22 protein-coding genes and 1 riboswitch are annotated in these 23,396 nt (G+C 49.5%); of the genes, 12 read left to right on the top strand and 10 right to left on the bottom strand.

Annotation, left to right across the window (positions count from 1 at the left end):
• Positions 1–4: 4 nt before the first annotated feature.
• Entirely contained in the window at positions 5–1,129 is a 1,125-nt protein-coding gene (locus C9I98_RS24370; RefSeq protein WP_036817629.1) for an ROK family transcriptional regulator, read from the top strand.
• Between the two features lie 24 nt (positions 1,130–1,153).
• The gene (locus C9I98_RS24365; RefSeq protein ID WP_036817627.1) at positions 1,154–1,828 is read left to right on the top strand and encodes a DUF1868 domain-containing protein; all 675 of its coding nucleotides are present in this window, start codon (positions 1,154–1,156) and stop codon (positions 1,826–1,828) included.
• Between the two features lie 106 nt (positions 1,829–1,934).
• Here the strand turns inward: C9I98_RS24365 and C9I98_RS24360 are convergent, their stop codons facing one another.
• The 4 genes from C9I98_RS24360 to C9I98_RS24345 form a co-directional block, all read right to left on the bottom strand.
• Complete coding sequence (locus C9I98_RS24360) at positions 1,935–3,104, bottom strand: MerR family transcriptional regulator (protein ID WP_036817625.1); 1,170 nt, start codon at positions 3,102–3,104, stop codon at positions 1,935–1,937.
• A gap of 161 nt (positions 3,105–3,265) precedes the next feature.
• Positions 3,266–3,661, bottom strand: coding sequence for a DUF2799 domain-containing protein (locus tag C9I98_RS24355; RefSeq protein ID WP_158262712.1), 396 nt, complete (start codon positions 3,659–3,661; stop codon positions 3,266–3,268).
• A 72-nt stretch (positions 3,662–3,733) separates the two neighbouring features.
• Complete coding sequence (locus tag C9I98_RS24350) at positions 3,734–4,858, bottom strand: right-handed parallel beta-helix repeat-containing protein (RefSeq protein WP_036817623.1); 1,125 nt, start codon at positions 4,856–4,858, stop codon at positions 3,734–3,736.
• 577 nt (positions 4,859–5,435) lie between these two features.
• Positions 5,436–6,026: a short chain dehydrogenase gene (locus C9I98_RS24345; protein ID WP_245907233.1), complete on the bottom strand. Its 591-nt coding sequence runs from the start codon at positions 6,024–6,026 to the stop codon at positions 5,436–5,438.
• 120 nt (positions 6,027–6,146) lie between these two features.
• Between C9I98_RS24345 and C9I98_RS24340 the strand changes: the two genes are divergently transcribed.
• Positions 6,147–7,058 carry a LysR family transcriptional regulator gene (locus tag C9I98_RS24340; protein WP_107272585.1) on the top strand — a complete coding sequence of 304 codons (912 nt, stop codon included), beginning with the start codon at positions 6,147–6,149 and terminating at the stop codon, positions 7,056–7,058.
• A gap of 7 nt (positions 7,059–7,065) precedes the next feature.
• Here the strand turns inward: C9I98_RS24340 and C9I98_RS24335 are convergent, their stop codons facing one another.
• Positions 7,066–7,653: an HD domain-containing protein gene (locus tag C9I98_RS24335; protein ID WP_036830805.1), complete on the bottom strand. Its 588-nt coding sequence runs from the start codon at positions 7,651–7,653 to the stop codon at positions 7,066–7,068.
• Between the two features lie 197 nt (positions 7,654–7,850).
• Between C9I98_RS24335 and C9I98_RS24330 the strand changes: the two genes are divergently transcribed.
• The gene (locus C9I98_RS24330; protein ID WP_036830803.1) at positions 7,851–8,321 is read left to right on the top strand and encodes a DoxX family protein; all 471 of its coding nucleotides are present in this window, start codon (positions 7,851–7,853) and stop codon (positions 8,319–8,321) included.
• An 88-nt stretch (positions 8,322–8,409) separates the two neighbouring features.
• On the opposite strand, the gene C9I98_RS24325 is transcribed toward C9I98_RS24330, so the two are convergent.
• The 3 genes from C9I98_RS24325 to C9I98_RS24315 form a co-directional block, all read right to left on the bottom strand.
• Positions 8,410–9,480 carry a saccharopine dehydrogenase gene (locus C9I98_RS24325; protein ID WP_036830801.1) on the bottom strand — a complete coding sequence of 357 codons (1,071 nt, stop codon included), beginning with the start codon at positions 9,478–9,480 and terminating at the stop codon, positions 8,410–8,412.
• 17 nt (positions 9,481–9,497) lie between these two features.
• On the bottom strand, positions 9,498–10,994 hold the full coding sequence (locus C9I98_RS24320; protein ID WP_036830799.1) for a Na+/H+ antiporter NhaC family protein: 1,497 nt from the start codon (positions 10,992–10,994) through the stop codon (positions 9,498–9,500).
• A 125-nt stretch (positions 10,995–11,119) separates the two neighbouring features.
• Positions 11,120–11,297, bottom strand: a riboswitch (Lysine riboswitch).
• 440 nt (positions 11,298–11,737) lie between these two features.
• Entirely contained in the window at positions 11,738–12,949 is a 1,212-nt protein-coding gene (locus tag C9I98_RS24315) for an adenosylhomocysteinase (RefSeq protein ID WP_036830797.1), read from the bottom strand.
• A 284-nt stretch (positions 12,950–13,233) separates the two neighbouring features.
• Here C9I98_RS24315 and C9I98_RS24310 point away from each other — a divergent pair, with 284 nt between their 5' ends.
• Both C9I98_RS24310 and C9I98_RS24305 read left to right on the top strand, forming a co-directional pair.
• Positions 13,234–14,106 (top strand): LysR family transcriptional regulator, encoded by an 873-nt coding sequence (locus C9I98_RS24310; protein WP_245907232.1) that lies wholly within the window; start codon positions 13,234–13,236, stop codon positions 14,104–14,106.
• Between the two features lie 11 nt (positions 14,107–14,117).
• Positions 14,118–15,986, top strand: coding sequence for a bifunctional 2',3'-cyclic-nucleotide 2'-phosphodiesterase/3'-nucleotidase (locus tag C9I98_RS24305; RefSeq protein ID WP_107272584.1), 1,869 nt, complete (start codon positions 14,118–14,120; stop codon positions 15,984–15,986).
• An 88-nt stretch (positions 15,987–16,074) separates the two neighbouring features.
• On the opposite strand, the gene C9I98_RS24300 is transcribed toward C9I98_RS24305, so the two are convergent.
• A complete protein-coding gene (locus C9I98_RS24300) occupies positions 16,075–17,517 on the bottom strand; it encodes a catalase (RefSeq protein WP_036821647.1) in 1,443 nt (480 codons plus the stop codon).
• 223 nt (positions 17,518–17,740) lie between these two features.
• Here C9I98_RS24300 and C9I98_RS24295 point away from each other — a divergent pair, with 223 nt between their 5' ends.
• From C9I98_RS24295 to C9I98_RS24280, 5 genes are all read left to right on the top strand, one after another.
• Complete coding sequence (locus C9I98_RS24295) at positions 17,741–18,127, top strand: hypothetical protein (RefSeq protein WP_036825276.1); 387 nt, start codon at positions 17,741–17,743, stop codon at positions 18,125–18,127.
• Between the two features lie 18 nt (positions 18,128–18,145).
• On the top strand, positions 18,146–19,534 hold the full coding sequence (locus tag C9I98_RS24290; RefSeq protein ID WP_036825272.1) for a class II fumarate hydratase: 1,389 nt from the start codon (positions 18,146–18,148) through the stop codon (positions 19,532–19,534).
• A 317-nt stretch (positions 19,535–19,851) separates the two neighbouring features.
• On the top strand, positions 19,852–20,073 hold the full coding sequence (locus C9I98_RS26465; protein ID WP_146153903.1) for a hypothetical protein: 222 nt from the start codon (positions 19,852–19,854) through the stop codon (positions 20,071–20,073).
• Positions 20,074–20,210: 137 nt separating this feature from the next.
• On the top strand, positions 20,211–20,576 hold the full coding sequence (locus C9I98_RS24285; RefSeq protein ID WP_107272583.1) for a thiol-disulfide oxidoreductase DCC family protein: 366 nt from the start codon (positions 20,211–20,213) through the stop codon (positions 20,574–20,576).
• 36 nt (positions 20,577–20,612) lie between these two features.
• Entirely contained in the window at positions 20,613–21,263 is a 651-nt protein-coding gene (locus tag C9I98_RS24280; RefSeq protein ID WP_036821278.1) for a cupin domain-containing protein, read from the top strand.
• 33 nt (positions 21,264–21,296) lie between these two features.
• Here the strand turns inward: C9I98_RS24280 and C9I98_RS24275 are convergent, their stop codons facing one another.
• Positions 21,297–21,776, bottom strand: a complete 480-nt coding sequence (locus C9I98_RS24275) for a GNAT family N-acetyltransferase (RefSeq protein WP_036821277.1) — start codon at positions 21,774–21,776, stop codon at positions 21,297–21,299.
• 314 nt (positions 21,777–22,090) lie between these two features.
• Here C9I98_RS24275 and C9I98_RS24270 point away from each other — a divergent pair, with 314 nt between their 5' ends.
• Positions 22,091–23,395, top strand: a complete 1,305-nt coding sequence (locus C9I98_RS24270) for a hemolysin family protein (RefSeq protein ID WP_036821276.1) — start codon at positions 22,091–22,093, stop codon at positions 23,393–23,395.
• Position 23,396 lies beyond the last annotated feature (1 nt).

The raw sequence follows: 23,396 nt of genomic DNA, 5'->3' as shown, positions 1-23,396 counted from the left end.
AGGTATGTTGCACCCAATTAAACCCGTTCAACTTGAACTAACCCCAGGACAAAAGAAGCTACTGGCGACTTGCCGCCAGCAAGGCTCAGTGCCAAGGGCGAAAATTGTCGAGCTGACAGGGCTGCGCAGCGGCAGTGTAACCAGTATTTCCAAAGAATTGCTGGCAATGAACATGATCAAAGAAGGCGCACGCGTGCGTATTGGTCGTGGCCAGCCAATCATTCCATTGGAGCTAAACCCTTACGCAGCCTTCTCGTTTGGTATCGCTTTTCATATTCAACGTATCGATATTGGGCTAGCCAACTTCTGCGGCGAACTGGTCGATATGATCAGCCTTCAGTACCAGGAAGACTCGCCGATTGACGAGGTATTGGCCAATATCCAAGCCGAAATCCGCAACCTGGTCGATAAGCACAAGCTCCAGCACGCCCGTATTTTGGGGATTGGGGTATCGATGCCGGGCCCAGCCAAGGGGGACCGTAAGTGTGTACACACTATCGAGGCACTTTCCCATTGGCGTAACGAGCCCCTTGCCGAGCAGTTCGGCAAGTACTTCGATTGGCCGGTATGGATCGACAACGACTGTAATGCTGCTGTCGTGGGTGAGTACTATTCAGGTCGCTGGCCAGACGTTAAAAACATGGTGCTACTCGAACTCGGCCATGGTGTCGGTGGCGGCGCTATTGTTAATGGCAAACTGTATCGCGGTAGCCGGCAGAACGCGGGGGAAATAGGCACCTATTTCAGCGTTATCGGTGAGGAGAAGAAGCCAACAATCCGTGGGCTGCTCAAGCAGTTAAACGACGCGGGTTATCCGATCAAAGATCCGAACAACATCCCCGATTGCACCAACCCCGTCGTCAAGGCTTGGGTTGAACACGCGGCCCAGCAGCTTAAGCCATTAATCATGCTGACGGTGGGGTGGCTCGATCCTGATTGCGTCGTTATCGCCGGCGAGTGCCCTGCCCACCTGAGCCAACTCCTGATCAATGAAATGGACTTGGCCACACAATGGGCAACCTTCGAGCGTGATTACCCCATTGCCCGTTTATCCCCGACCAAGGTTGGGACGTCGCTGAATACCTACGGGGCATGCATGTACCCGGTATTCCGCACGCTAGGAATATAATTAAACACACTGGAACATCAAACTATGAAATACGCACCGAGCGTGGGAGTGAAATTCCACGAGGATGGCTCTGTCCGTCACTTTCCCGGTAATACTTTTATTTGCCACGTGAACCCAACGCTGGATTTAATCAACGAACTCGCTTGGGCACAAGATCAACTTAAGGCGATGGCGTGCGGACACAAGTTCGCTTACCTGCCAATTTCATCAATGCACATGACGGTGTTCGAAGGGGTATGTGACCAAGTTCGACTCGCTGAGAAGTGGACCTCAAAGCTACCGCTTGATGCACCTATCGATCAAACCACCGACTTCTTCGCCAGTGCTATAGGCTCGCTTGGCCCCCATGCCGGCTTCGAGATGGTGTTTGACTATGTCTACAACTGCCCAATTGGCGGCACAGCGATTCGCATCAAGCCTGCCAATGAAGCATCGGCACAGGCCTTGGCCAATAGCCGAAATCAACTACGCGATGCCACTGGCATCGAAATGCCGGATTTCGATAGCTACCACTTCCATATCACCTTGAGCTACCGTGTTATCGAGCTTGAAGAGCACGAGAAAGAAGAAGTAAAAGCCACGGCGGATGCCATTGCCGAGCGCCTATCAACCACCTTCGGCCTGCTCAAACATGGGCCAGTGGAATTCTGTACCTTCGACAACATGTTCAAGTTCACCCCGCTCATCAAGCTGTCATAAGTCAATCGGGTTGGGCAATAAAGCAAACGGCAGGCCTCGAACTTTTCGAAGCCTGCCGTTTTTAGCTAACGTGAGCGAATAGTCAGTTTACACTGCCCCCTAAGCATCAACCCTTCTGCAAAATAAACACCTGATAGCCAAATTGCTCGAAACCTTGGTGGTAGATATCCAGTTCGGTTTGGATATCTTTCAGTGCCGCAGATTCCGCCATGCTCGGCTTGAGTTCGTTCACGCGCTGTTGCAACGGTTCAAAGTAAGCCTTCCACGCATCATCGCTCAGGGTAAAGCTCTCAAGTACTCGGTAGCCTGCAGCTTGCGCTTGCTTGGCGCGCTCGGCCACGGTGGTCATGTCCGGGTACTCCTTATTCCAAAATGCCAATCGCTCTTGTGTTGGGCTCTCGGTATGCCATACCAAATCGCTCAGTACCAATACGCCATCATCTTGGAGCATATGTCGCCACAGCTTCAAGGCTTTCTCTACCCCCATGATATATGCGCAGCCTTCGGCCCATATTAGGTCAAAGCTTGCCGAGTCAAAGGGGAGATCCGTCATACTGGCACACTGCGGGGTAATGCGCTCTGACAGACCCTCGCGTTCAATTAATTCAGCCAAGCCAGCCAACGCCAATTCATGGTTGTCTGTCGCGGTAATGTTTGCGTTCGAGTGGCGTGCCAAGAGCTTGGTTGATGTGCCCTTGCCGCTGCCAATTTCCAAAATCGACTGTGGCGAGAAAGGGACCTTTTGCAAGGCTTTCAGAGATTCAGCCTCTAAGCCCGGCCCCCAGCGTTCTAAACCTTCGAAGATGGTATTGAAATCTGCCATGTACTGTTCGTGTGTATTCATGTCTTTTGATAACCATTTCAGTCTCAAGGCCTCTTCTTTATCGAAGCCTTGCTTAATTAACCAATCCATATGGGCATCTGGGGCGGTCTGCTCCAGCGATTGATGCCATGCCTGCATCCCCGTTTCCCCTAGCATGGCTGCCAGTAGCTCTCTCGACTGCTGCTTTTGGGCGATCTCCTCGTCCAGTTGCTGCATACGGTTGAGCAATAACTGGCGATCGATCTTCGCTTCCAGGCACGCTTGGCACTCTTTCAGCGTCAGGCCACCTGCATGGAGTTGCTGCAATAGCCGCAACCGCTGCACATCCTTATCACTGTATGTTCGGTAGCCGTTCTCAAGCCGAAGCCCTTGTATCAGCCCGAGCTTCTCGTAATACAGTAATGTGGAGCGGGATAAGCCTACCATGTCGGCCAATTCGGAAATTCGATACATCAATCTTTACCTCTGACATGCACTCTAAACTATGAAGCTTTAGACAGGTCAATGGTAGTCTCTTCAAGACAGAAGAAAAAGATCAAAAAAACCTGCACGAAGGCAGGCTTTCTGATACTCACAGTAGTTTTAGACTCACTTTTGGCGTTCAATTAGGCAATTTAGTACCCAAAGCCAAACCCATCTGTTGAGCTTTCGCGCTCCATGTCCATTACGAAGCTATCATGGCCAAAGTTGTATTGCCGTCTGAATTCAACGCCATCGGGCATGCCGTCGCAAATACCAACGTAGTCTTGACCAGACTTGCCAAGCTGCCATGCCTTTTCAACATCACAATACTCGGTACGGCCAATTTCATAGCCTAAGTTGTATTTGTTCTCTGCCGCCGGCAGATCCCCACTCACAAGCGTGGACAGCTCCCTCACCTTTTGACCTTTGAGCGCATCTTGCTCACCGAGCGATTGCCAATCCTGTGATGCTATATAGTCGTCCACATAATTGGCACTGCAGCCCGCTAAGGTGAACGCCATGATTACAAGGGGTAATTTTCCTCTCATACCCTGATATCCCATTGCCAATATCCAACCAGTCCATGGTTTGCATTATATACCCAAGAAAATACCTTAACATTACAATCCGATATTCGGCAGCTCAGGAAATGGCCCCAACCCGTAGCTGGTTCGGTCTGGGTAAATATCATTGTAGGCTTCGATATCATGGCTGCCCTGATCGTTGAATGGGCCGCCAACGAAATCATTGCCACGAATCGTCACGCCAACGCCCGTTAAATCATCAGGCATACCTAAAAACACATTACCCGCACTGCGCTCAAGCAACACAATGTTATTTGTCAGCTCTACTGACTGGCTGACATTCCCGTCGACACCTTCGAAGCCAAAGCCTATCAATTGGTTGTTGGCACTATTCGGTCCTTGCTCCAGCACACTGTCGCGTATCGTCAGCGAACCGCCGTTTGAAATATCAACCAAACGGCTATCAACACCGGATAGTGAAGCGATTTCACTGTACTCAATCAACGTACTCGCCGCTCGCGATTTGATCTCATGGCCTTGGTCTTTAGAGCTGTGGAACTTGCTGTAGCGGATTTCCAAACTGTCGTTGTTACTATAAACCGCATGGGCATAACCATTCTTACCCAGGTTTTCAAAATGGCTGTATTCAATGGTCAGCTTGCCGCTGCCCGTTGAAGATAAAATACCCTGCTCGCTGCTGTGAAAATGCACATGACTCAAGGTCAGATCCTTGCCTTGCTGGCGCACACAAGCGCCATTCTCGTCCGGTACCGATACACCGCTACACTCAATACCTTCAATCGTCACGCTATCACCGTCCACCACAAATGTTGCCTTCCCTTGAATAGCAACACCTTTGAAGTGGGTATCTTCGCTGCCCTGTACCGTGACGTCATCATGCTGGATGTGTAGCCCTTGCGAGTAGGTGCCATTGCCAATGACCACCAGGCTGCCCGTGTTGATTGCCGACTGTGCATCCGCCAAGTTATCGAACAAGGTGCCATCAACGTTGATCATGCCCTCTTCGACCGGCACTTCCGGTTCAAAGTCGTCGTCATCGTCACCAGGGCCTGGTCCTGGCTCAGGATTTGGGAGTACGACAGGATCGCCATTCGAACCATCAGGAGCGGTGCTAGCAGATCCGCCGCAAGCAAACAGGAAGAAAGAAGAGGCCAAAACGCCTGCTTTCAATAGCCATGAAAAAGAGTGTTGGATTGTCATGAGATACGTGCTGCTGGTTATTAATTTGGTTATTGCGAGCGCGGATCATGGGAAAAAATCGGGCAGGGTATGTCAGGCTGTTGTCATGAAAACCATACCAAGCGGCAGGTTTTACCGCTTGGGATTTAACCAACTGTTTTAAAACCGATTAAAACGCCGGCTTTTGAAGGCATTTACAGGCAGAAATGCCCAACTAAGCGATCACGCCAAAATAAACAAAGGGGCAACCATCGAAATTGTGAAAGCAAAACCATAAATGGCAGCAAACGTCATCTTAAAGCTCATCGTCAATCCTTCCTTCATTATTAATGCGGCCTAAGCCACTAACTTTACTTTTAAATGCATCTTATAATAAAAACCCCAATAAACATAGAGATAAAATGCAACTTTATTGAGGGTAGCAGCCATTAAGCACTGGCTAGGAGATAGGCACAAAAAAGCCCAGCATGCGCTGAGCGAAAGAGTGTGTCTAAAATAAAGACACAATTAGCGAGTTTAGCCTATACCTCTGGTATAAGCTGGCGGCCACTTCTATCTGTAAGTAAGAAGATGGCCTGTAACCTAAACAGTTAGGCAATTAGATATAGTGGGTAATGTCTAGCGTTTGCCCATGCATATCGCCTTCCACTGCTACCACATACGCTTTCGCGGTATCTGATGCAGACACACCACCTTCTGTATCCATCCCCATCATAGCCATCGTTTCCTTAACGAAAACTGGCGCAACTACATTTAATTTTAGCTGATTCAGTTCCAAAGCTGCTGCTTTTACATAACTTTCTAGCGCACCGTTTACCATGCTAATGGCTGCGCTTCCCGGCATCGGCTGGCGCGATAACACACCAGAGGTCAAGGTGATTGAACCTCCCTCCGTCACGTAATCGCGGCCTATACGTACCAAATTCACTTGGCCCATTAATTTATTCTGCAAGGCAAGCTGATAGTCATCATCGGTTAGCGCTTGTAGCGGGGCAAAGCTTGCTTGGCCAGCTGTCGACACCACGGCATCTACCTTTCCAACTTGCTCAAACATGTTGCGAATTGAGTCGGCAGAGGCTAAGTCAACTTGCACATCGCCTGATGAATAACCGGCAATGATCATTTCATGCTGACCAGACAAGCGTTCCGCAACTGCTTTGCCGTTTGCCGATTGTGCCGTTACCGCCAATAAGAAGAATTTTCATGTTGTGTTCCCCTGCCCATCAATGTGGCTTTGCTGTGTTGTTGGCGATAGCATAGCTTTGTGCATAAAATAGAAAAATAACCATATAATGAAATTACTTTTCTCATGGAAAGAAAAATAGATTTAATCAAGGCAATGCGTACCTTTCTTGCGGTTGTCGAGCACAATAGCTTCAGCGCGGCATCTAGGCAGCTGAATATCGTTACCTCTGCGGTCAGCCGCCAAGTCAGCGATTTGGAGAAACACTTTGGCTGCCAACTGCTTTATAGAACCACGAGGGCCATGCACCTGACCGCTGAAGGGCAGTATTACGGGGAAGAGTTTAAGGCCGTTATTGCCAAGCTGGACGCCCTTGAAGTGGGCGCCTATGAGCGCCAGCACCGTATAGCCGGTCATTTACGGCTAACGGCCCCTGCCAACTCGGGGAAGCTTGGTGTGCAAGTACAAATTAGCGAGTTTTTAAAAAAGCACCCCGATGTCACCTTGTCTTGGCTGCTAGTGAATCGCTATGTCAACCTCGTGGAAGAAGGCGTTGACTTGGCGGTGCGTGTCGGTGAATTAGCGGACTCTTCATTGGTGGCCCGAAAGATTGATCAGGAAGAGATTTTGTTTGTCGCCAGTCCCGCCATACTCGAGCAATATGGAACACCGACGCACCCGAAAGCATTTGCAGCCCTACCCTGTATCGTTGACGGATCAAACCGCCAGCCTAGCAAGTGGAAGTATGTAGAAGGTAGCAAAGAGCTTCAGGTGAGCGTAAAAACAGTGCTTGAAGTCAACCAAGGGGATCTGGTGGCCGATTTTGCCATCCGAGGTCATGGCTTTGCCCAGCTGCCAAAGTTTATCGTGCAAGCCTATCTTGATAGCGGGCAGCTAGTCGCCATTTTGGAAAACTACCAACTCCCCGCCGTGCCCGTGTCCCTTGTTTACCCAGCCAACCGGCTGGCAAACCCGGTGCTGAAAGCCTTTATTCAACACGTGGTGGCATTTTCCGAGCAAAGGAAACTCGTCCCCTAAAAACGCGCTAACTCCCCACGGCGCGCTGTTGCTCGGCATGATGGTACTCGGTGTCTTGATCCACAAGGGCACGAATTGCCGCCAGTAGCGGCGATTGATCGGTATATTGCTTTCCGTAAGTGAGGTTAAACCCGTAGTTGAAATCGCTCGGGTTTTGACCTTGGTTATGCTGAATCATGGTCTCAAGCTTATCCAAGCCCTTGGCAATCTTGGCTTCCGGTGTAGCAGCCTGCTCATACTCATCCCACAACTCGAGGATGGTGTCTTGCAAAGACGACGGCAGCGGTTGCATCAACGTCAGCAGATCCTCGCGCTCCTGCTGGGATTTATCGACATTAGGATCTTGATGGATAGCTGCGATATCGCCGGAAATCGCTTCTCCCAAGTCGTGGATCACACACATTTTCATCAACCGGCCATGATCGATTTCAGGTAATTCCTTTTCGAACATCATCACCATCAGGCACAATCGCCAAGTATGTTCTGCCGTACTTTCCTGCCGGCCATTACTTGTATGCGCATTTCGCAATGTATTTTTCAATTGCTCGGCATGGCGCAAGAAATCTAAAATACCCAGCATATCCGTATTATTCATCGCGACTCTCCTGCCCTTAAATAACTGAATATAAATTAGTGTAAAGGTTCCTTCGAAATTTTAGAACAACTTACTCAACAACCGATAATGTTCATTTTAGCGCCACCTTCTTACACTGGCTTTAACAAAACAACTTAATACTTAAATTACTTCCGACTCATATTTACGGACAAATAAAGCCCAGAAGGAAACCCATTATGAATACGACATTGGTTAAGCAAGTTCTATCATCAGCCCCGTCATGGTCACCACTTATGCTGCGCGTACCTGCCGGAATCATCTTTATGGCACACGGCGCCCAAAAACTGTTTGGCTGGTTTGGTGGCCACGGCCTTGAAGGCACTGGTAACTGGATGGCGTCAATCGGCCTTGAGCCTGGCTATCTGATGGCGCTCATGGCCGGAGGGGCGGAGTTCTTTGGTGGCCTGTTTATTCTGCTGGGCTTGCTAACCCGCCCGACAGCCTTGGTATTGGCAGTCACCATGGTGGTTGCCATCGTCACCGTTCACCTTGAAAACGGCTTGTTCATGTCAAACGGCGGCTATGAATTCGGATTGGCCTTGCTGGCCATGTCGGTATCGCTGGCGGTATCTGGTGCAGGCAAACTGGGGCTGGATAATGTTCTCGTTCAAAAACGCCAACAGACCGGGTCACCCGCAGCGGCTTAGCAAAGCGTCTCTCCCCAATAAAAAAGACAGCCAAACCATTGGCTGTCTTTTTATTTAACCCCTGGAGTCTACTTAACTACCAAGATGACTAGTTACCGACGACAGCACTTTCTGCCGTACGATAAAAGTCTTCTGCTCTTGACCAAATACCTTGCGGATCGGCTCCTTGGCTCAAGGTGAGCAAGTGCGGTAATAATTGCTCAGCAAAATCTTCACTGCTCTCTTTCGGTAATACCGTTGGCAAGTGATCGACCGCCTGAACATAAAGGCCAGCCACATCCGACTCAATAATTGGCTTCACCAGTTTGGTTGACTGGTTGTAAATTCGGATTGGGTTATCAGGATTATTTGGATCGCAGCTGACATCACTCACCATGCTCAGGCGAGGTGATGTGCCAAGGCTCTCTTGGGTAATAAACGGCGGGGTACCTTCAGCCAGGTACGCGCAATTAACCAAGATATCGTAATCGTTGATCGCCGTGAACGGGCCTCCCGCTTTAGTCTCTTCGATATCCCAGCCATCGGCCTGAATACCCAGTTCGGCAAAGAGATCCATCGCCCCTTTACCACAGCGGCCATATTGGCCAATCACCAACACGCGAGGTGCCTCGGTCAAACTGGCCACTTGCTCACGCAGTACCGCTAAATACTCTGCCCGATCCGGGTAGCTGCCAACCGCAGGGTAAGTGTCTTTACAGTGTAAATGATGAACGTAACCCGAAAAGCCGATTGCGGCACCCACGTAGCCCGCCCAGTAGCCAAACGCGCACACTCGCCTGCCTTGCTCGTCGCGCAGAAATTCCAAATCAAGCACTTGGCCGCCACCCGCTTTAAAGCGGGAAAGAATTTGCGGGGCTTCATCCTGCCCCTTGAATGCATGGGCAAAATAGATGTGCTTGTGTGTTAGCGGAAAGCTCTCTTCAGCTAGCTCTTTCAAGCCCAGAATATAAGCGTGCTCTGGCGCTTCCATCCAGCTGTGCCCGTCTGCCAACTCACAGCCAACATCAAGGTAAGCTTGATCAGCAAAAATGCGGGTATCGCTTCGTTCAACCACAACATTGGCACCGGCATCAATCAGTGCTTTTGCACCCTCAGGGGTAAGTGCTGTGCGGTGCTCACCGACTTTTACTTCATCGCGAAGCCAAAATAGTGTTTTCATCATCATTCCTTTTCTTTTTAAGCGGGTACCGTTGGGCTAATCGCAGCCTGACGGCGCACCATCAATGTAATAAGAGCAACTTGTAGCAAGGCAGCCGCGATAATGGTGTATGGGCTGCGGGTGATTTCAGCCACCATAAAGCCAAGGCTGGCCGTTACACCGGTCAAAATGGCATAAGGGAACTGGGTACGAACGTGGGAGACGTGATCACAACCGGTCGACATCGAACTTAAAATGGTCGTATCTGAAATCGGGGAAGTGTGATCGCCTAGCATGCCTCCACTCAACGCAGCACCGATACAAATCAGTGGATCAGCGCCCAGCGCACTGGCCACTGGCACGGCTATCGGGATCAAGATGGCGAACGTGCCCCACGACGAGCCTGTTGCAACCGAAATGAAGCTGCCGATTATAAATATCAGGGCCGGAAGCAAGAACACCGGCAAACGGTCGTTCATCACCTGGCTGATATAGTCTCCCGTTCCCAAAGACTTACAAATATCGCCTAGCGTCCATGCCAATAGTAATATCACTAAAATTAACATGATACGCTGCATCCCAGCCACAAAGGTGTTGAATGCTGTCGAGGCGGTCATAGTTTTGGTATAGGCGTAATAGGCGATAGCGGTGACGGATGCGATCAGGTAACTGGTTCCCAAAGAAGCGCGGATCACAGGGCCATTGATGGCACCGTGTAAATGGTAGTTATAGGTAAATAGCGCAATCAGCGAGCCAAATAATACCGCCAATGGCAGCAAAATCAGCGAAATCTTACCGGATTTAGCTTGGCCCTTATCAGCCTGTTCGACTTCCACCTCTGCCAGCTGGCGCGCTTGGCGCTCAGCTTCCGCCATCGGCCCCCAATCCTTTTTCAATACCGCGTACACAGGCACACTGAACAGCGCCAGCAATGCATAGAGCTGGTATGGGATAACCTGAAGGAAAGTCGCAAAACCATCAACGGGCTGCCCCATGTTATCGAACGCGTTCTCGATAAGGCCTTGGGAATAAACACCCCAGCTGATAATTGGGATCAGCACACAAATCGGTGACGAGGTCGAGTCAATAATAAAGGCCAGCTTCTCTTTGCTGAGCTTGAGCTTTTGATAAATTGGCGAAAACATCGGGCCCAAGATGAGCGAATTGCCAGAATCGGTAAAAAACACCCCGATACCCGTCCCCCAAGTCGCCAATTGTGCCTTTAGCGGGGAAGATACATAGCGAGTCGCCTTGGTCGAGAAAGCAGCCATACCGCCACTTTGCTCTACCAGATAAATAAACCCGGAAATAATGGTTATAACAATAATGATCTGGGCATTGCTGGTTTTCGCTAGCTGGGTAAATGGCCCATCAGACAAAAACATCAGCGCAGTATCCACCGGGTGACCCTTGGTTAAAATCAACATGCCGCTAATCACCGCGACCCCGAGCGCCAAAACAACATGCCGGGTGGTAAAGGCGAGGATCAGCGCCAATACAGCGGGTACGATGGATAACAATCCGTAATCAGCCATTCGTATACGTCTCCTGAAAAAACTACATCAAGTGATTAATAAGTTATTTCGAGGAGGGCGTTCTTAAACGCGAGCAGACAAAGGCGGTAGAAAAAGGAAGGGCGAACTTACCTGTTCTATAGCAAAATTGTTGTAGCTCTCCATCCAGACAAGGTCTGAGATGACAGTGTTATTCCTCTTAAGAACAACCCCAGCAGCAGGGCTGACAACCCTAACCACTTCGGCACTGGCTCCTTTCTTCTAGCTTCAACGGCTGTCAGCCTCCACTAAAATACTCATAGGCAATGCGCCTCTACTTACTAGCAAGGCTGAATAACGCCTCACCACCAATGAATAAAACATAGATTTGGCTCACATTATTATTCCTAAACCAGAAGTGTGAACAAGATCACCAAATATATTCTTTAAAACATTCCCTTAACATTACAACATACCAATAACAGACAAAAATAAAGCAATACTCTCTGTCGAGTACGCCAAAGCGCTAATAATCAATCAGGCTGCTGCCATATTGTTCAGACATAAAAGATCGTCACCTAAACCAAGGTATGCTCTCGAAGGGAAGCGGAATGTAGAGCTGCGCCGAGAGTAGCGTAATTATGCAAGCCTTGCTCTTATCTCCGAATGGCTACAGTTATGATTTACCAATGAAAAAGCCCTCTTCAAGCGAGAGGGCCTTTACTTTGGCTTATATGTTTGAGGCTTGAGGCAAGGACTCATCACCCCCAACACTGGCTAGCCGATTAGTGGTTGATCCAATGCTTCACGGCAAGCTCGGCAACCTTCATCTCGATATCATAAGGTACCGGTTGCGGAATATTCTGCAGTGAGTCGCGATTCAGCGCAATTCGCTCAAGGCTTAGTGACTGCAATGCCAAGCCAAGATCCATGATTTCAATTGGGTTTCCGTCACCGGCCGACAGGTTAACTAGGTTGGCATCCGACAGTACGAACAGCTGCTTGTCTTCCAGCTGGTAAGCCGTCACATGCGGTCGGATCTTATCTTGGCCTTGGCTCATCTCAGCCAAATCAGGCAGGTTGATTTCGCGCTGGAAATGGCCGGCATTGGCAATAATCGTATTGTCACGCATCAATTCAAAATGTTCTTTACGAAGCACGTTATCACGGCCCGTAATGGTGACGACCATATCAGCATCAGGCAAGGCCTCTTCCAACGTAGCGGTATAGAACCCTTCCATATGCGCTTCAAGCAATGTCAGTGGGTTTGATTCAACCACGGTTACATGGGCGCCCATGCCACGCAGGCGCTGCGCCGTACCAGAACCACAGTAGCCATAGCCAATCACAACCACTTTCTTGCCGTGCAGCATAACGTTGGTTGCACGCATGATACCGTCAACCACCGATGAGCCCACGCCAAAACGGTTTTCAATAATACGCTTGGCTTGGGTATCGTTGATAATCAAGGTACTGAACTGATCAGCATTAAAGTCTTCACGCAGGCGGTTAGCCCCGGTTGTCGTTTCTTCCGTTGCGCCAAGTAACGAAGTTTTGAAATGGGCAAACTCAGGTTGAGTAAAGATAAGCTCGTGCAAGTCAGCGCCATTGTCGGCAATGATGTCCGGCTGGTGTGATAGCACTTTTCGGCAATAGTTGATGTGATCATCAAAGCTCTCGTCACGACGGGAATATACACTCACCCCGTAGTCTTCAACCAAGGCTGCTGCCGTTTCATCTTGGGTCGAACCCGGTGAGCCGGTGATCACCACTTTGGCCCCACCTTTAGTCAAAGCTTCAAGCCAAACGCCCGTTTTGGCCTCTACGTGCAAGCAAATACCTATCGTCAAACCGGTGAACGGTTTTTCTTTTTCAAAGCGCTCGATAATACTGCGCATGATTGGCATGTGGTTACGCGCCCAATCAACACGTCGGCGGCCAAGCGGCGCAAGAGAAAGATCAGCAACGTCGTGTTCAGGGTAGGTATTCTGTTCCATAGGAGCCTCTGTTGTGAGAACGTTTGGTTGACCCACAAATCATCCCCGAAATGTCATGTAAGGTTAATCAACTTATCAAGAACTTATAGTTTCCCCTGCGTGCAAAATAATGTGATATTTCACAGAAATGACAACCAGATGTCATAAAGGGGCTTGCAATGGCAATTTTTTCGTTACACAGAAACTATAAGTTTCCATAATGGAAACAGTAACAACATCAAGATCACCAAAAAGCAAACGTTTCCCTTTTAAACTACGCCATAAGGAATGAACGGGTGAAAACCATGAACCTGAATTTATTAGCCACCTTCTACACCGTGGTTATGAACAACTCGTTTTCTGTCGCTGCCGACAAGCTGTGCTTATCAAAATCTGTGATCAGCAAGCATGTGAAGCAGCTTGAGCATGAATTGCGCTGCTCGTTGATCCAACGCACCACGCGCCAAATCAACCTGACCGAAGAAGGGCAGTTTTTGTATGAACGCTGTGCCGAGATCTTCGACAGCGTGGACAAATGCTACGACTTCATTGATGAGCGCAAAGACATTGTCAGGGGCAAGCTAAGGGTAAAAATGCCAGCGGTATTGGAGTTCGATGATTTTATCACCGATACCTTTGCCCGGTTGCTATCAACCTACCCTGAGCTTGAACTCGACCTTATTTTCGACAACCAGATTGGCGACCTGATCCATGAGCAGGTCGACTTGGTGCTCAAAATTGGCGCACTGGAAGACAGCTCTTACAAGTGCAAGAAAATCAAGAATATCGGGACATATGTTGTCGCATCCCCGGCATACCTCGACAAACACGGCAGCCCGGAGAAACCGTTAGATTTAATCGGCCATAAGTGCATGAACTACACCCATTGCCTCACCAAGGATAAGTGGATGTTCATCGACGATGGCAAGGAAATAAAAATAGAGATCTCGCCATTCCTGCAACTTGAAAGTGAGTCATTACTTACTCGTTATGCCTTAAAAGGAATGGGGATCACCACCACATTGGACTTTATTACTGAGTCTTATATTCAGTCTGGCGAGCTCGTCAGCATGCTAAATGACTTTACTTGGAAAACCGAGCTGTATGCGGTGTACCCCAACAATGCCGTCATACCATTGAAAACCCGCAAGCTCATCGATTTACTCGCAAGCACATAAAAGGCCTAAGGATGAAAACAACGTTTATCTCAGCACTCACATTAGGGCTGGCCATCAGCCCAATCGCCCACAGCGAGGAGGTGCAACTCCGATTTATCGGCACCTCGGATCTCCATTCCTACATCAGCCAGTTTGACTACTACAACAACCAAAACAGTCAAAAATACGGCCTAGTTGGATTGGTCGCTGAGATAGAGCACTACCGTAACGAGGTGAAGAACAGCTTTCTGGCCGATACCGGCGATCTGCTGGTCGGCAACCCGCTAGGGGATTACTTAGCCCGCGTTAACCCGGAATCCTATGCCCGCCAATCGCCGATCATCTGCGCCATGAATGCCCTTGAGTTCGATGTCGCCGTGCCCGGCAACCACGATTTCGATTACGGCTTGGATTACTTGCAGCTTAGCTACAGCAGCGGCAACTTCCCTTACTTTGCCTCCAATGTATACCGCGAAGACGGCAAAGCGCCCTACTTCGAACCCTACCTGATCGTGCCGCGTGAAGTGGTTTCGGAACAAGGTACCAAACACACCCTCAACATTGGCTATATTGGCTTGGTACCGCCGCAAACCATGCAACTCAACAGGCAGCACCTGGAAGGTAAAGTGACCATTGCCGACCAACTCGCCGATGCAAAAAAATGGGCCGCAGAAGCCAAGAAAGCCGGTGCCGATATCGTCGTCGCCCTTGCCCATTCAGGCTTGAACGATGATGAATATACCGATGGAATGGAAGACATGGTTTGGCACCTTGCAGGGGTCGACAACGTCGATGCCATCCTGTTCGGCCACTCGCACAATACCTATCCCCACCAGCGCTATGCCGACTTAAAAGACGTCGATATAGAGAAAGGGCTTATCCAAGGCACGCCAGCTGCCCAACCCGGCAAGTGGGGTGACCACATTGGCGTTGTTGATGTCACCCTGACCCAACAAGACGGCCAGTGGCAGATGAGTGATGGACGTGCCTTTGTGGTATCAGCCAACGAAATCGAAGAAACCGACGAACAAAAAGCGCCGCTTGAGGCTTGCATTAACAAGCAACACAATGAGGTGATCGAGGCATTCGGTAAAACCGTTGGTCAGGTCAACCAAGGCTTGAGCAACGACTTCAACCTGCTTGGTAACGACACGGTTTACCAAGTTGTCAGCGAGTCGCAAAAGCACTACCTAGCGCCTTATATCAAACCAACGGACAAGGTACTTTCAGCGACGGCGCCGGCCATTCACCGCAAAGACCCAGCCTACTTCCTCGATATCGACAAGGGCGACGTCAACAAGCGTGATATTGCCTCACTGGTGTATTCTTCAACCCTTGCTGCACTTGAAATTACCGGTGCGGAAGTCAAAGAATGGCTGGAAATGTCGGCGGCTATGTATGCCGAGCCAACCGCAGCAGGCAACGAGATTGTTAAACCCGACTCGCTGACCTTCCTTTACTACACCATTGACGGCATTGATTACGATATCAACCTCACCAAGCCATCAACCTACAATCAATTCGGTAACAAGATTGCCGATGGTGAAGGCCGCATCGAGAACATCACCTACCAAGGCCAGCCAGTGAAAGCCGATGATACTTTCGTGATCATTGCCAGCAGCTACGCACCGTTCTTTGCAAGGGAAATGAAACTCGGTCGTGAGTTTATCGACATCGACTCACCAAACAGCCGAGACGTACTGCAAGCCTACCTCGCCCAACCAGAGCAGAACATCACCGTTCGCGACAACTGGCACCTAGTAGGCGAAAAAGGCAAAACCTATCGCTTCGAAGCCAAAAATGACCCGCAAAAGCTGGCCGACTTTGCCGAAGGTTCTGAACTGAACATCGAGCACAGTGGCAGCCAAGATAAATCCAACGTGTATCAAATTCGTTTTTAAACGGATTCGAAGCTGAGCAGCTAGCACCCACGAAACAAAACGGCCTGAGTCATACTCAGGCCGTTTTCTTATTCAGTGCAATTAAAAACTACAGCTCAATCGCCAGCGCGTCGGCCAATGCCTTGCCCAGCTTCTCGTCCACTTTCAAGAAATGGGCGAGCTGATCACGCTTGATTTGCTCTGATTTCACATCGCCCAGCGAAGCGACAATATTAGCCACTAACCGTTGTTGTTGCCCTGCATCCATAATGCGGTACAGGTTGCCCGGCTGGGTGTAGTAGTCATCGTCATAGTCGCGGAAGTCGAAATGAAGTGCTTCTTTTTCCAGCTTCAGCGGTGGCTCCTGATCATGGGTAGGTTGGTAGCTACCATGATGGTTCGGCGCATAGTTTGGCTGGCCGCCACCATTACCATCAGCACGCATTGCTCCATCGCGATGGGAGGTATTCACGTCTGACTTTGGTCGGTTAACAGGCAGCTGGCCGTGGTTGATCCCCAAGCGGTAACGCTGGGTGTCGCCGTACGAGAACAGGCGGCCTTGCAACAACCTGTCCGGCGAGTATCCGATCCCCGGTACCACATTGGCAGGGGTAAACGCTGCCTGCTCCACCTCAGCGAAATAGTTTTCGGGGTTGCGGTTAAGCTCCAGCACACCCACATCATGGAGTGGGAAATCGCCGTGCGGCCATACCTTGGTAATGTCGAACGGATGGATCTGATACTGCTCGGCTTGCGCCTCGGTCATCACTTGAACTTTCACATCCCAGCGCGGGAAGTTGCCTTCCTCGATATTGATAAACAAATCGGCCTGGGCGGATTCTCGGGTTTTCCCCATGACCTTCGCCGCTTCGTCATCGCTGTAATAACGATGGCCCTGCTGGGTCTTGAAGTGGAACTTCACATAGAAGCGTTCGTTGTCGCGGTTGATAAAACTAAAAGTGTGGCTACCGTAGCCGTTCATATGGCGGTAGTCGGTTGGGATACCACGATCGCTGAACAAGATAACAATCTGATGCAGTGATTCAGGATGGCGAGACCAAAAATCCCATGCCGCTTCGGCACTGCGTAGGTTGGTTTTCGGATCGCGTTTTTGGGTATGGATAAAATCAGGGAACTTGAGCGGATCACGGACAAAGAACACCGGGGTATTGTTACCCACCAAATCCCAGTTACCTTCATCGGTATAGAATTTCAGGGCAAAGCCACGTACATCGCGCTCGGCATCGGCGGCGCCCTTCTCGCCCGCCACCGTCGAGAAACGCAGCAGCGCATCGGTCTGCTTGCCAACTTCAGAGAAAATATCAGCCTTGGTATAGCGAGTAATGTCGTGGGTAACGGTAAAAGTACCGAATGCGGCAGAGCCTTTGGCGTGAACAACACGCTCTGGAATACGTTCGCGATCAAAATGGGCAAGCTTTTCAAGTAACCATGTGTCTTGCAGTAAAATAGGGCCTCGTGCGCCAGCAGTTAAGCTGTTGTCGTTATCTGTTACCGGCGCACCGTTTGCCTGAGTTAATGTTTTGTTGGTCATGAGACACCTCCTTGGGGTATGCCTTAAGGCTACGACCAAAACATCAATAGGTATAATTAATTATTTCTATTGTATCGATAGGTATAACTTTAATTAGTGACCATTTATATCCTCACGCTTAATAATTTCAGCTGCTTTATCACAAGCCATTAACAGAAACGTTGTCATTAACCAGATCATTTGATAATAATTATCATTACCAAATAGGAAAGGGATAAGCACGATGGCTTCACAGAACGCGGCTCTTTATGCTGATTTTTTCAAAGCGCTCGACAGGTTTAATGACCACCAAACGCCCAGTAGGGGGTTTGAACCGGATATCATTTATAGCTTCATCCATAGTGGTCTGCTGCTTGCCTCAAGTCACGAACCCAAAGCCCAACAAGCTAATGTATTGCTGTGCGAACTCACTTTAAGACGCGTGTACTTTACCCTTATTGAAGCTATCGAAGATCCCACTCGAAGCATGATTTTCAGGCGTGTTTGCCTCGACAGCTTACATAGCCCCCTCATCCAATTAAAACGTTTTTATGAACAATTCGATGGCGGCAGGCAACGCTATTCACTTCTGCAACAACGCTTACAACGTCTTCAGGCCCCATTAGACTAAATAAAGGAATAAATAGTTATGACAACAAACGCCTTCAGAATCGAAACCGATAGTATGGGTGAGGTTCGCGTTCCCGAAGATGCCCTTTACCAAGCCCAAACACAACGTGCAGTGGATAACTTCAAGTTCAGCGAACATACCATGTCGAAGGCGTTTATCCATGCTTTGGCACATATTAAACAAACAGCAGCGCTAACCAATGCCCAGTTAGGCTTATTAGAGGGCGATATTGCCGAAGCCATCGATGAAGCAGCCCAAGCCATTATTGATGGTAACCATTTGGATCAGTTCCCTGTTGATGTCTTTCAGACGGGTTCCGGTACCAGCTCAAACATGAATGCCAATGAAGTCATTGCAACACTAGCAAGCCAGAAGCTGGGTAATACAGTTAGCCCTAACGATCATGTCAATATGGGCCAAAGCAGTAACGATGTCATTCCGACAGCGATTCAGGTTAGCGCTGCCTTAGCGGTGGAAAATCAGCTTATGCCAGCGTTGAATCACCTTATACAAACCTTGCAGGCAAAACGTGATGCAGTAGGCCACGAAGTGAAAACTGGGCGCACCCACCTGATGGACGCCATGCCCATCACCTTTGATCAAGAGCTGAGTAGCTGGCAGTACCAGATTGAGCATGCCAAGCAGGGGATTCAGCAGCAGCTACTGGCAGTGAAAGCCCTTGCCCAGGGCGGAACCGCCGTTGGCACAGGTATTAATGCCGACCCTCGCTTTGCGGCGGCGTTTGCCGATAACCTTAGCCAGTCGACCAAAATACAATTTACCTCAAGCGACAATTTCTTTTTCAACCTCAGCAGCCAAGATGCCATCGTTGCGCTATCAGGCCAATTAAAAACGGCTGCTGTCGCAATCATGAAGATTGCCAACGATCTAAGATGGATGAACTCCGGGCCACTTGCCGGTCTTGGGGAAATTGAGCTGCAAGGATTACAACCAGGCTCATCGATTATGCCAGGTAAAGTAAACCCGGTAATACCGGAAGCCGCCGCAATGGCCGCCGCCCAAGTCATCGGGAACGATGCAACCATTACCGTGGCCGGCCAATCGGGTAACTTCCAGCTCAATGTGATGTTGCCAGTCATTGCCCATAATTTAATCGAGAGTATCGAGCTGATTACCAATAGCTCCGTCGCTCTGGCCGACAAGGCAATTGCAACCTTCACGGTGCGCAATGATAACCTCGCTAAGGCCCTTGATCGCAACCCGATCCTCGTGACGGCCCTCAACCCCGTGATTGGCTACTTGAAGGCCGCAGAAATCGCCAAGCAAGCCTACAAAGAAGGGAGGCCTATTATTGATGTTGCCGAAGAGCAAACCGAACTTGACCGCACCACGCTGGAAAGTTTACTAAGCCCGCTGAAGTTAACCGAAGGGGGGTTGGCTGGTTAGAGGCCCTTTGTTCTTGAGTTAACGATACAAATAGTCTTCAAGATGAAATGCCGCTTATTACAAGCGGCATTTTGCTAAAAGTCGATCCCCAGCGGTGGTTGCATCTCACTGAAATACAATTACATTTCCTTACCAAGCATGTCAGTTTGTAACCCAGCGTTACCCCGCATATCAGCCCGATACGACTGCTGTCCCAGTTATTGAATTTGGTGTTACATCACCATGAAATCCATAACCAATAATGATGCATATCAATTTATAGCATATAAAAACTGGTTAAGTTCTAACCAGTGCAGAGCGGTCAGAGGAGGACTGATATGAAAGTACCTATTACGTGTCCAGAGTGCCAATACAACGGCGGACTAAAGCGAGTAAGACGCCACTGGCATGAAAAGTCCCTTGCCACACCCGGTCAGGAAAAACTGCAATGCCCTCTATGTATGTCCTTTTTTATGCGCGGATTGGGTGAACAAAACCTGCTCTACATTGGCACCCATGATGGCTTGAAGAAGAAAGAGCCGGTATTCGACGAACTGTAATGAGCTTAACTAGTCAACAACAACCCCGTTAAGACCACCAACACCTAGGCGGGAGTCGCCCTCTCGCCTTTGATTTTCCTTTCATTGCCAACTCATCCCCTACACTTTAATAAGATGGAAAAGCCAAGGCTGTCACCATGACAAAGGGTGTATTGACGATTTTCTATGATGGCGCTTGCCCCAGCTGCGTGAAAGACCGGGACTGGTTTGAACGAAAGCTGGGCCCGCAACACCATGTATGTTGGTACGACATCACGGGGAAAGAGGCGTACTTGAAGTCCTTGGGCATCGACCCATACTTAGCAATCAAAGAATTGCATGTCATGGCTGAAGACGGCCATATTTACAAAGAACTCGATGCCTATATTCTGTTATTTAAGCAAGTTTGGTATTTTCGCCCACTGGCTTGGGTGATAAGCATACCGTTTATCAAAACCCGCTTGTCCCGCTGGTACCGAAAAATGGTTGATCAGCGCCTTGCCGAGCAAGGAAGAAATCACTGAAAGGCAAACAAAAAAACGTATATAGGAAGACAATGTATGCTCAACATGGATTTTCAACAACGACTCAGCATAGACACAGAAGCGATGTCTTGGCAACCGAGTCCAATGGCAGGCGTCTGGCGCAAACCCCTTGAGCGCGAGGCCAAAGAGTCTGGCCATACAACCAGTATTGTCAGGTATGATGCTGGCTCGGTATTCTCAGCCCACCCCCACCCTTACGGGGAAGAGATCCTCGTTCTTGATGGTGTCTTTTCTGATGAAACCGGTCACTTTGGTCCTGGCACCTATATCCGCAATCCGCCTGGTAGCCAACACGCCCCGTTCAGCAAAGAAGGTTGTACCATTTTCGTCAAGCTCAACCAATTCGATGCCAATGATCTCGAACAAATCAGGATCAATACGTTAGAAACACCGTGGCAGCAGGGCATTGGTGGCTTGATGGTCATGCCCTTGCATCATTTTGGCGGCGAAAATACCGCACTGGTAAAATGGCCGGCCGGGGAGCGTTTCCAACCCCACCAGCATCTGGGTGGTGAAGAGATACTGGTGCTATCCGGTGAGTTTCGCGATGAGTTTGGTGAATATCCCAAGGGAACCTGGCTTCGCAGTCCCGACAAAAGCGAGCACTTCCCTTATGTGGAGCAAGAAACAGTGATCTTGGTGAAAACGGGGCACCTTAGGCGATAGCGCCCCGCCTACTTACTCTTTATTACTTGCTTCTTACAGCTGATAGTAATCGACGTCTTGCTCTGTATAGCCGAAAGAGAAGCCAAGCTTGACCAATACATTTACAGAGCCTTTGTTGTCAGCTTCCACCCCGGCAATAAATGAAGCGCCTTGATCATTGTTCCGTAAATAAGTAATCAACCCTTGCATGGCTTCCGTCGCCAACCCCTTGCCCCAGCATGCTTCAGCCAATACATAGCCCACTCGGTAGCATTGGTTCGGTTCAGGAAAAACAAAGAGATAACCAACGGGTTGATTCTGTAGCACCAACCTTAGCACTGCACCGGTTTTCTCCATCTCATCAAGCCAATGGTCAACCGCTTCAGCCGTATGGAGTTGCTGGCATGAGGGTGGCAAGTAGCGGCTCACCGGCTCGGTGAACATCGTGGTGATTTCGCTTTGTATCCCAGGCATTACGCGATCTAACGTTGCAGCCACCAAGCGCTCGGTTGAAAATGTCATGTTTGCTTGCATCAAGAACTCCACTCACCATTTCTTATCAATCCCGTTAATAGCCGCATTATCTTACTTCAGCCCAGCCATGGCAATTCAAGCAAAATCACTGCTGATCACTATCAATATTTCTCCATGTTCTTCGTCGTCTCAACTCGCTATGTTCTGGGCTGTTATCCGCCAGAGCTTGGTAATACCCAAAATCTGGTTATTACCCAGAATCTGGCTATTACCCAAATCCTAGCGACACCTAGAACCTAATTTTTACCCAAAGCCTAACTGTACCCAGTCAAAAACCAGTTGGGATAGTTACCCCTAGCACGAAGGAGAACCTCATGGATGTGCTTATCTTGACTGGCCTAATACTACTAAACGGCGTATTTGCCATGTCGGAAATTGCCTTAGTTACCGCCCGAAAAAACCGGTTGGAAAAGCTGGCGAACAACGGTGACAAAGGCGCGGCAAGTGCCTTAACTCTGGGCAAGGAACCCACCCGGTTCCTGTCCACCGTACAAATCGGCATTACTGCTATCGGGCTACTCAATGGCATTTTTGGCGAAGCCGCCCTTGCAGCACCACTGGCTGATTATCTGCAACAATTGGGGGTTAGCGAAAAAGTCAGTTCTGTTTCAGCCACAACCATTGTTGTGGTCAGCATTACTTATTTATCGATCGTGGTTGGCGAGTTGGTTCCCAAGCGCCTTGCCCAACTCAACCCAGAAAACGTGGCTTGCCTCATTTCGCGCCCACTGTCAGTGCTTGCCAGCCTATCGCGCCCATTTGTTTTATTGCTGGCCGCATCGACCGAATGCCTTCTGAGCCTAGTGAGTCGGCGCCATAGCAACGAGCAAAGCGATGCCTTTACCGAAGACGATATAAAGGCGATCCTGGCCGAAAGTACCCAAAGTGGCGTTATCGAGAAGCATGAACATGCCATGGTCAAAAACGTCTTTCATTTTGATGATCGCAAGGTAACCTCGTTCATGACCCCTCGCAGTGAAATCATTGCAATGGATCTCAACAAGCCCATTGAAAGTAACCTCAACTATCTGGCGGCTGCCAGCCACCAGCACTTTCCTGTTATTCAGGGCAATATAGACGCCCCAAAAGGTGTGATCACCACGAAGCTCCTGCTTCAATACCACCTTGCAAGGCCAAGAAACCCCATTGAGCATTACTTGCTGCCACCGGTTTACATCCCAGAAAACTGGACGGGTTGCCAGCTATTGGCACACTTTCGCGAGTCGGGCGACAACATGGTATTTGTGGTGGATGAATACGGTGATATCCAAGGGATTGTGACCCCAAAAGACCTATTGGAAGCCTTGACGGGCGAATTTAAAACCCGAGCGCCGGAAGATGTATGGTCGCTAGAGCAAGACGACGGCAGTTGGCTTATGGACGGGCTGATCCCAATTTCAGTGATGAAAGATCTGCTTGAAATCGACACCCTGCCCGACGAAAGCCAACATGGCTACCATACCCTAAGCGGTATGCTCATGTGGTGCCTGAGCCGGCTGCCCGCTGTTGGCGACAGCTATGAATGGGAAGGGTGGTACTTTGAAGTGGCAAAAATCGAAGGCAACCGGGCGGATAAAATCACCGTCACCCCGTTACCCTCAATTTCCACAGTAGCTTAGC

Source organism: Photobacterium sanctipauli (assembly GCF_003026495.1).
GTDB lineage: Bacteria > Pseudomonadota > Gammaproteobacteria > Enterobacterales > Vibrionaceae > Photobacterium > Photobacterium sanctipauli.
Note: the sequence above shows the minus strand (reverse complement) of the source record. Positions and strands in the feature narration are given on the sequence as shown.

Coding starts and splice junctions, on each gene's coding strand:
- C9I98_RS24370 (WP_036817629.1), top strand. CDS start 5: ATGTTGCACCCAATTAAACCCGTTCAACTTGAACTAACCCCAGGACAA.
- C9I98_RS24365 (WP_036817627.1), top strand. CDS start 1,154: ATGAAATACGCACCGAGCGTGGGAGTGAAATTCCACGAGGATGGCTCT.
- C9I98_RS24360 (WP_036817625.1), bottom strand. CDS start 3,104: ATGTATCGAATTTCCGAATTGGCCGACATGGTAGGCTTATCCCGCTCC.
- C9I98_RS24355 (WP_158262712.1), bottom strand. CDS start 3,661: ATGAGAGGAAAATTACCCCTTGTAATCATGGCGTTCACCTTAGCGGGC.
- C9I98_RS24350 (WP_036817623.1), bottom strand. CDS start 4,858: ATGACAATCCAACACTCTTTTTCATGGCTATTGAAAGCAGGCGTTTTG.
- C9I98_RS24340 (WP_107272585.1), top strand. CDS start 6,147: ATGGAAAGAAAAATAGATTTAATCAAGGCAATGCGTACCTTTCTTGCG.
- C9I98_RS24335 (WP_036830805.1), bottom strand. CDS start 7,653: ATGAATAATACGGATATGCTGGGTATTTTAGATTTCTTGCGCCATGCC.
- C9I98_RS24330 (WP_036830803.1), top strand. CDS start 7,851: ATGAATACGACATTGGTTAAGCAAGTTCTATCATCAGCCCCGTCATGG.
- C9I98_RS24325 (WP_036830801.1), bottom strand. CDS start 9,480: ATGAAAACACTATTTTGGCTTCGCGATGAAGTAAAAGTCGGTGAGCAC.
- C9I98_RS24320 (WP_036830799.1), bottom strand. CDS start 10,994: ATGGCTGATTACGGATTGTTATCCATCGTACCCGCTGTATTGGCGCTG.
- C9I98_RS24315 (WP_036830797.1), bottom strand. CDS start 12,949: ATGGAACAGAATACCTACCCTGAACACGACGTTGCTGATCTTTCTCTT.
- C9I98_RS24310 (WP_245907232.1), top strand. CDS start 13,234: ATGAACCTGAATTTATTAGCCACCTTCTACACCGTGGTTATGAACAAC.
- C9I98_RS24305 (WP_107272584.1), top strand. CDS start 14,118: ATGAAAACAACGTTTATCTCAGCACTCACATTAGGGCTGGCCATCAGC.
- C9I98_RS24300 (WP_036821647.1), bottom strand. CDS start 17,517: ATGACCAACAAAACATTAACTCAGGCAAACGGTGCGCCGGTAACAGAT.
- C9I98_RS24295 (WP_036825276.1), top strand. CDS start 17,741: ATGGCTTCACAGAACGCGGCTCTTTATGCTGATTTTTTCAAAGCGCTC.
- C9I98_RS24290 (WP_036825272.1), top strand. CDS start 18,146: ATGACAACAAACGCCTTCAGAATCGAAACCGATAGTATGGGTGAGGTT.
- C9I98_RS26465 (WP_146153903.1), top strand. CDS start 19,852: ATGAAAGTACCTATTACGTGTCCAGAGTGCCAATACAACGGCGGACTA.
- C9I98_RS24285 (WP_107272583.1), top strand. CDS start 20,211: ATGACAAAGGGTGTATTGACGATTTTCTATGATGGCGCTTGCCCCAGC.
- C9I98_RS24280 (WP_036821278.1), top strand. CDS start 20,613: ATGCTCAACATGGATTTTCAACAACGACTCAGCATAGACACAGAAGCG.
- C9I98_RS24275 (WP_036821277.1), bottom strand. CDS start 21,776: ATGCAAGCAAACATGACATTTTCAACCGAGCGCTTGGTGGCTGCAACG.
- C9I98_RS24270 (WP_036821276.1), top strand. CDS start 22,091: ATGGATGTGCTTATCTTGACTGGCCTAATACTACTAAACGGCGTATTT.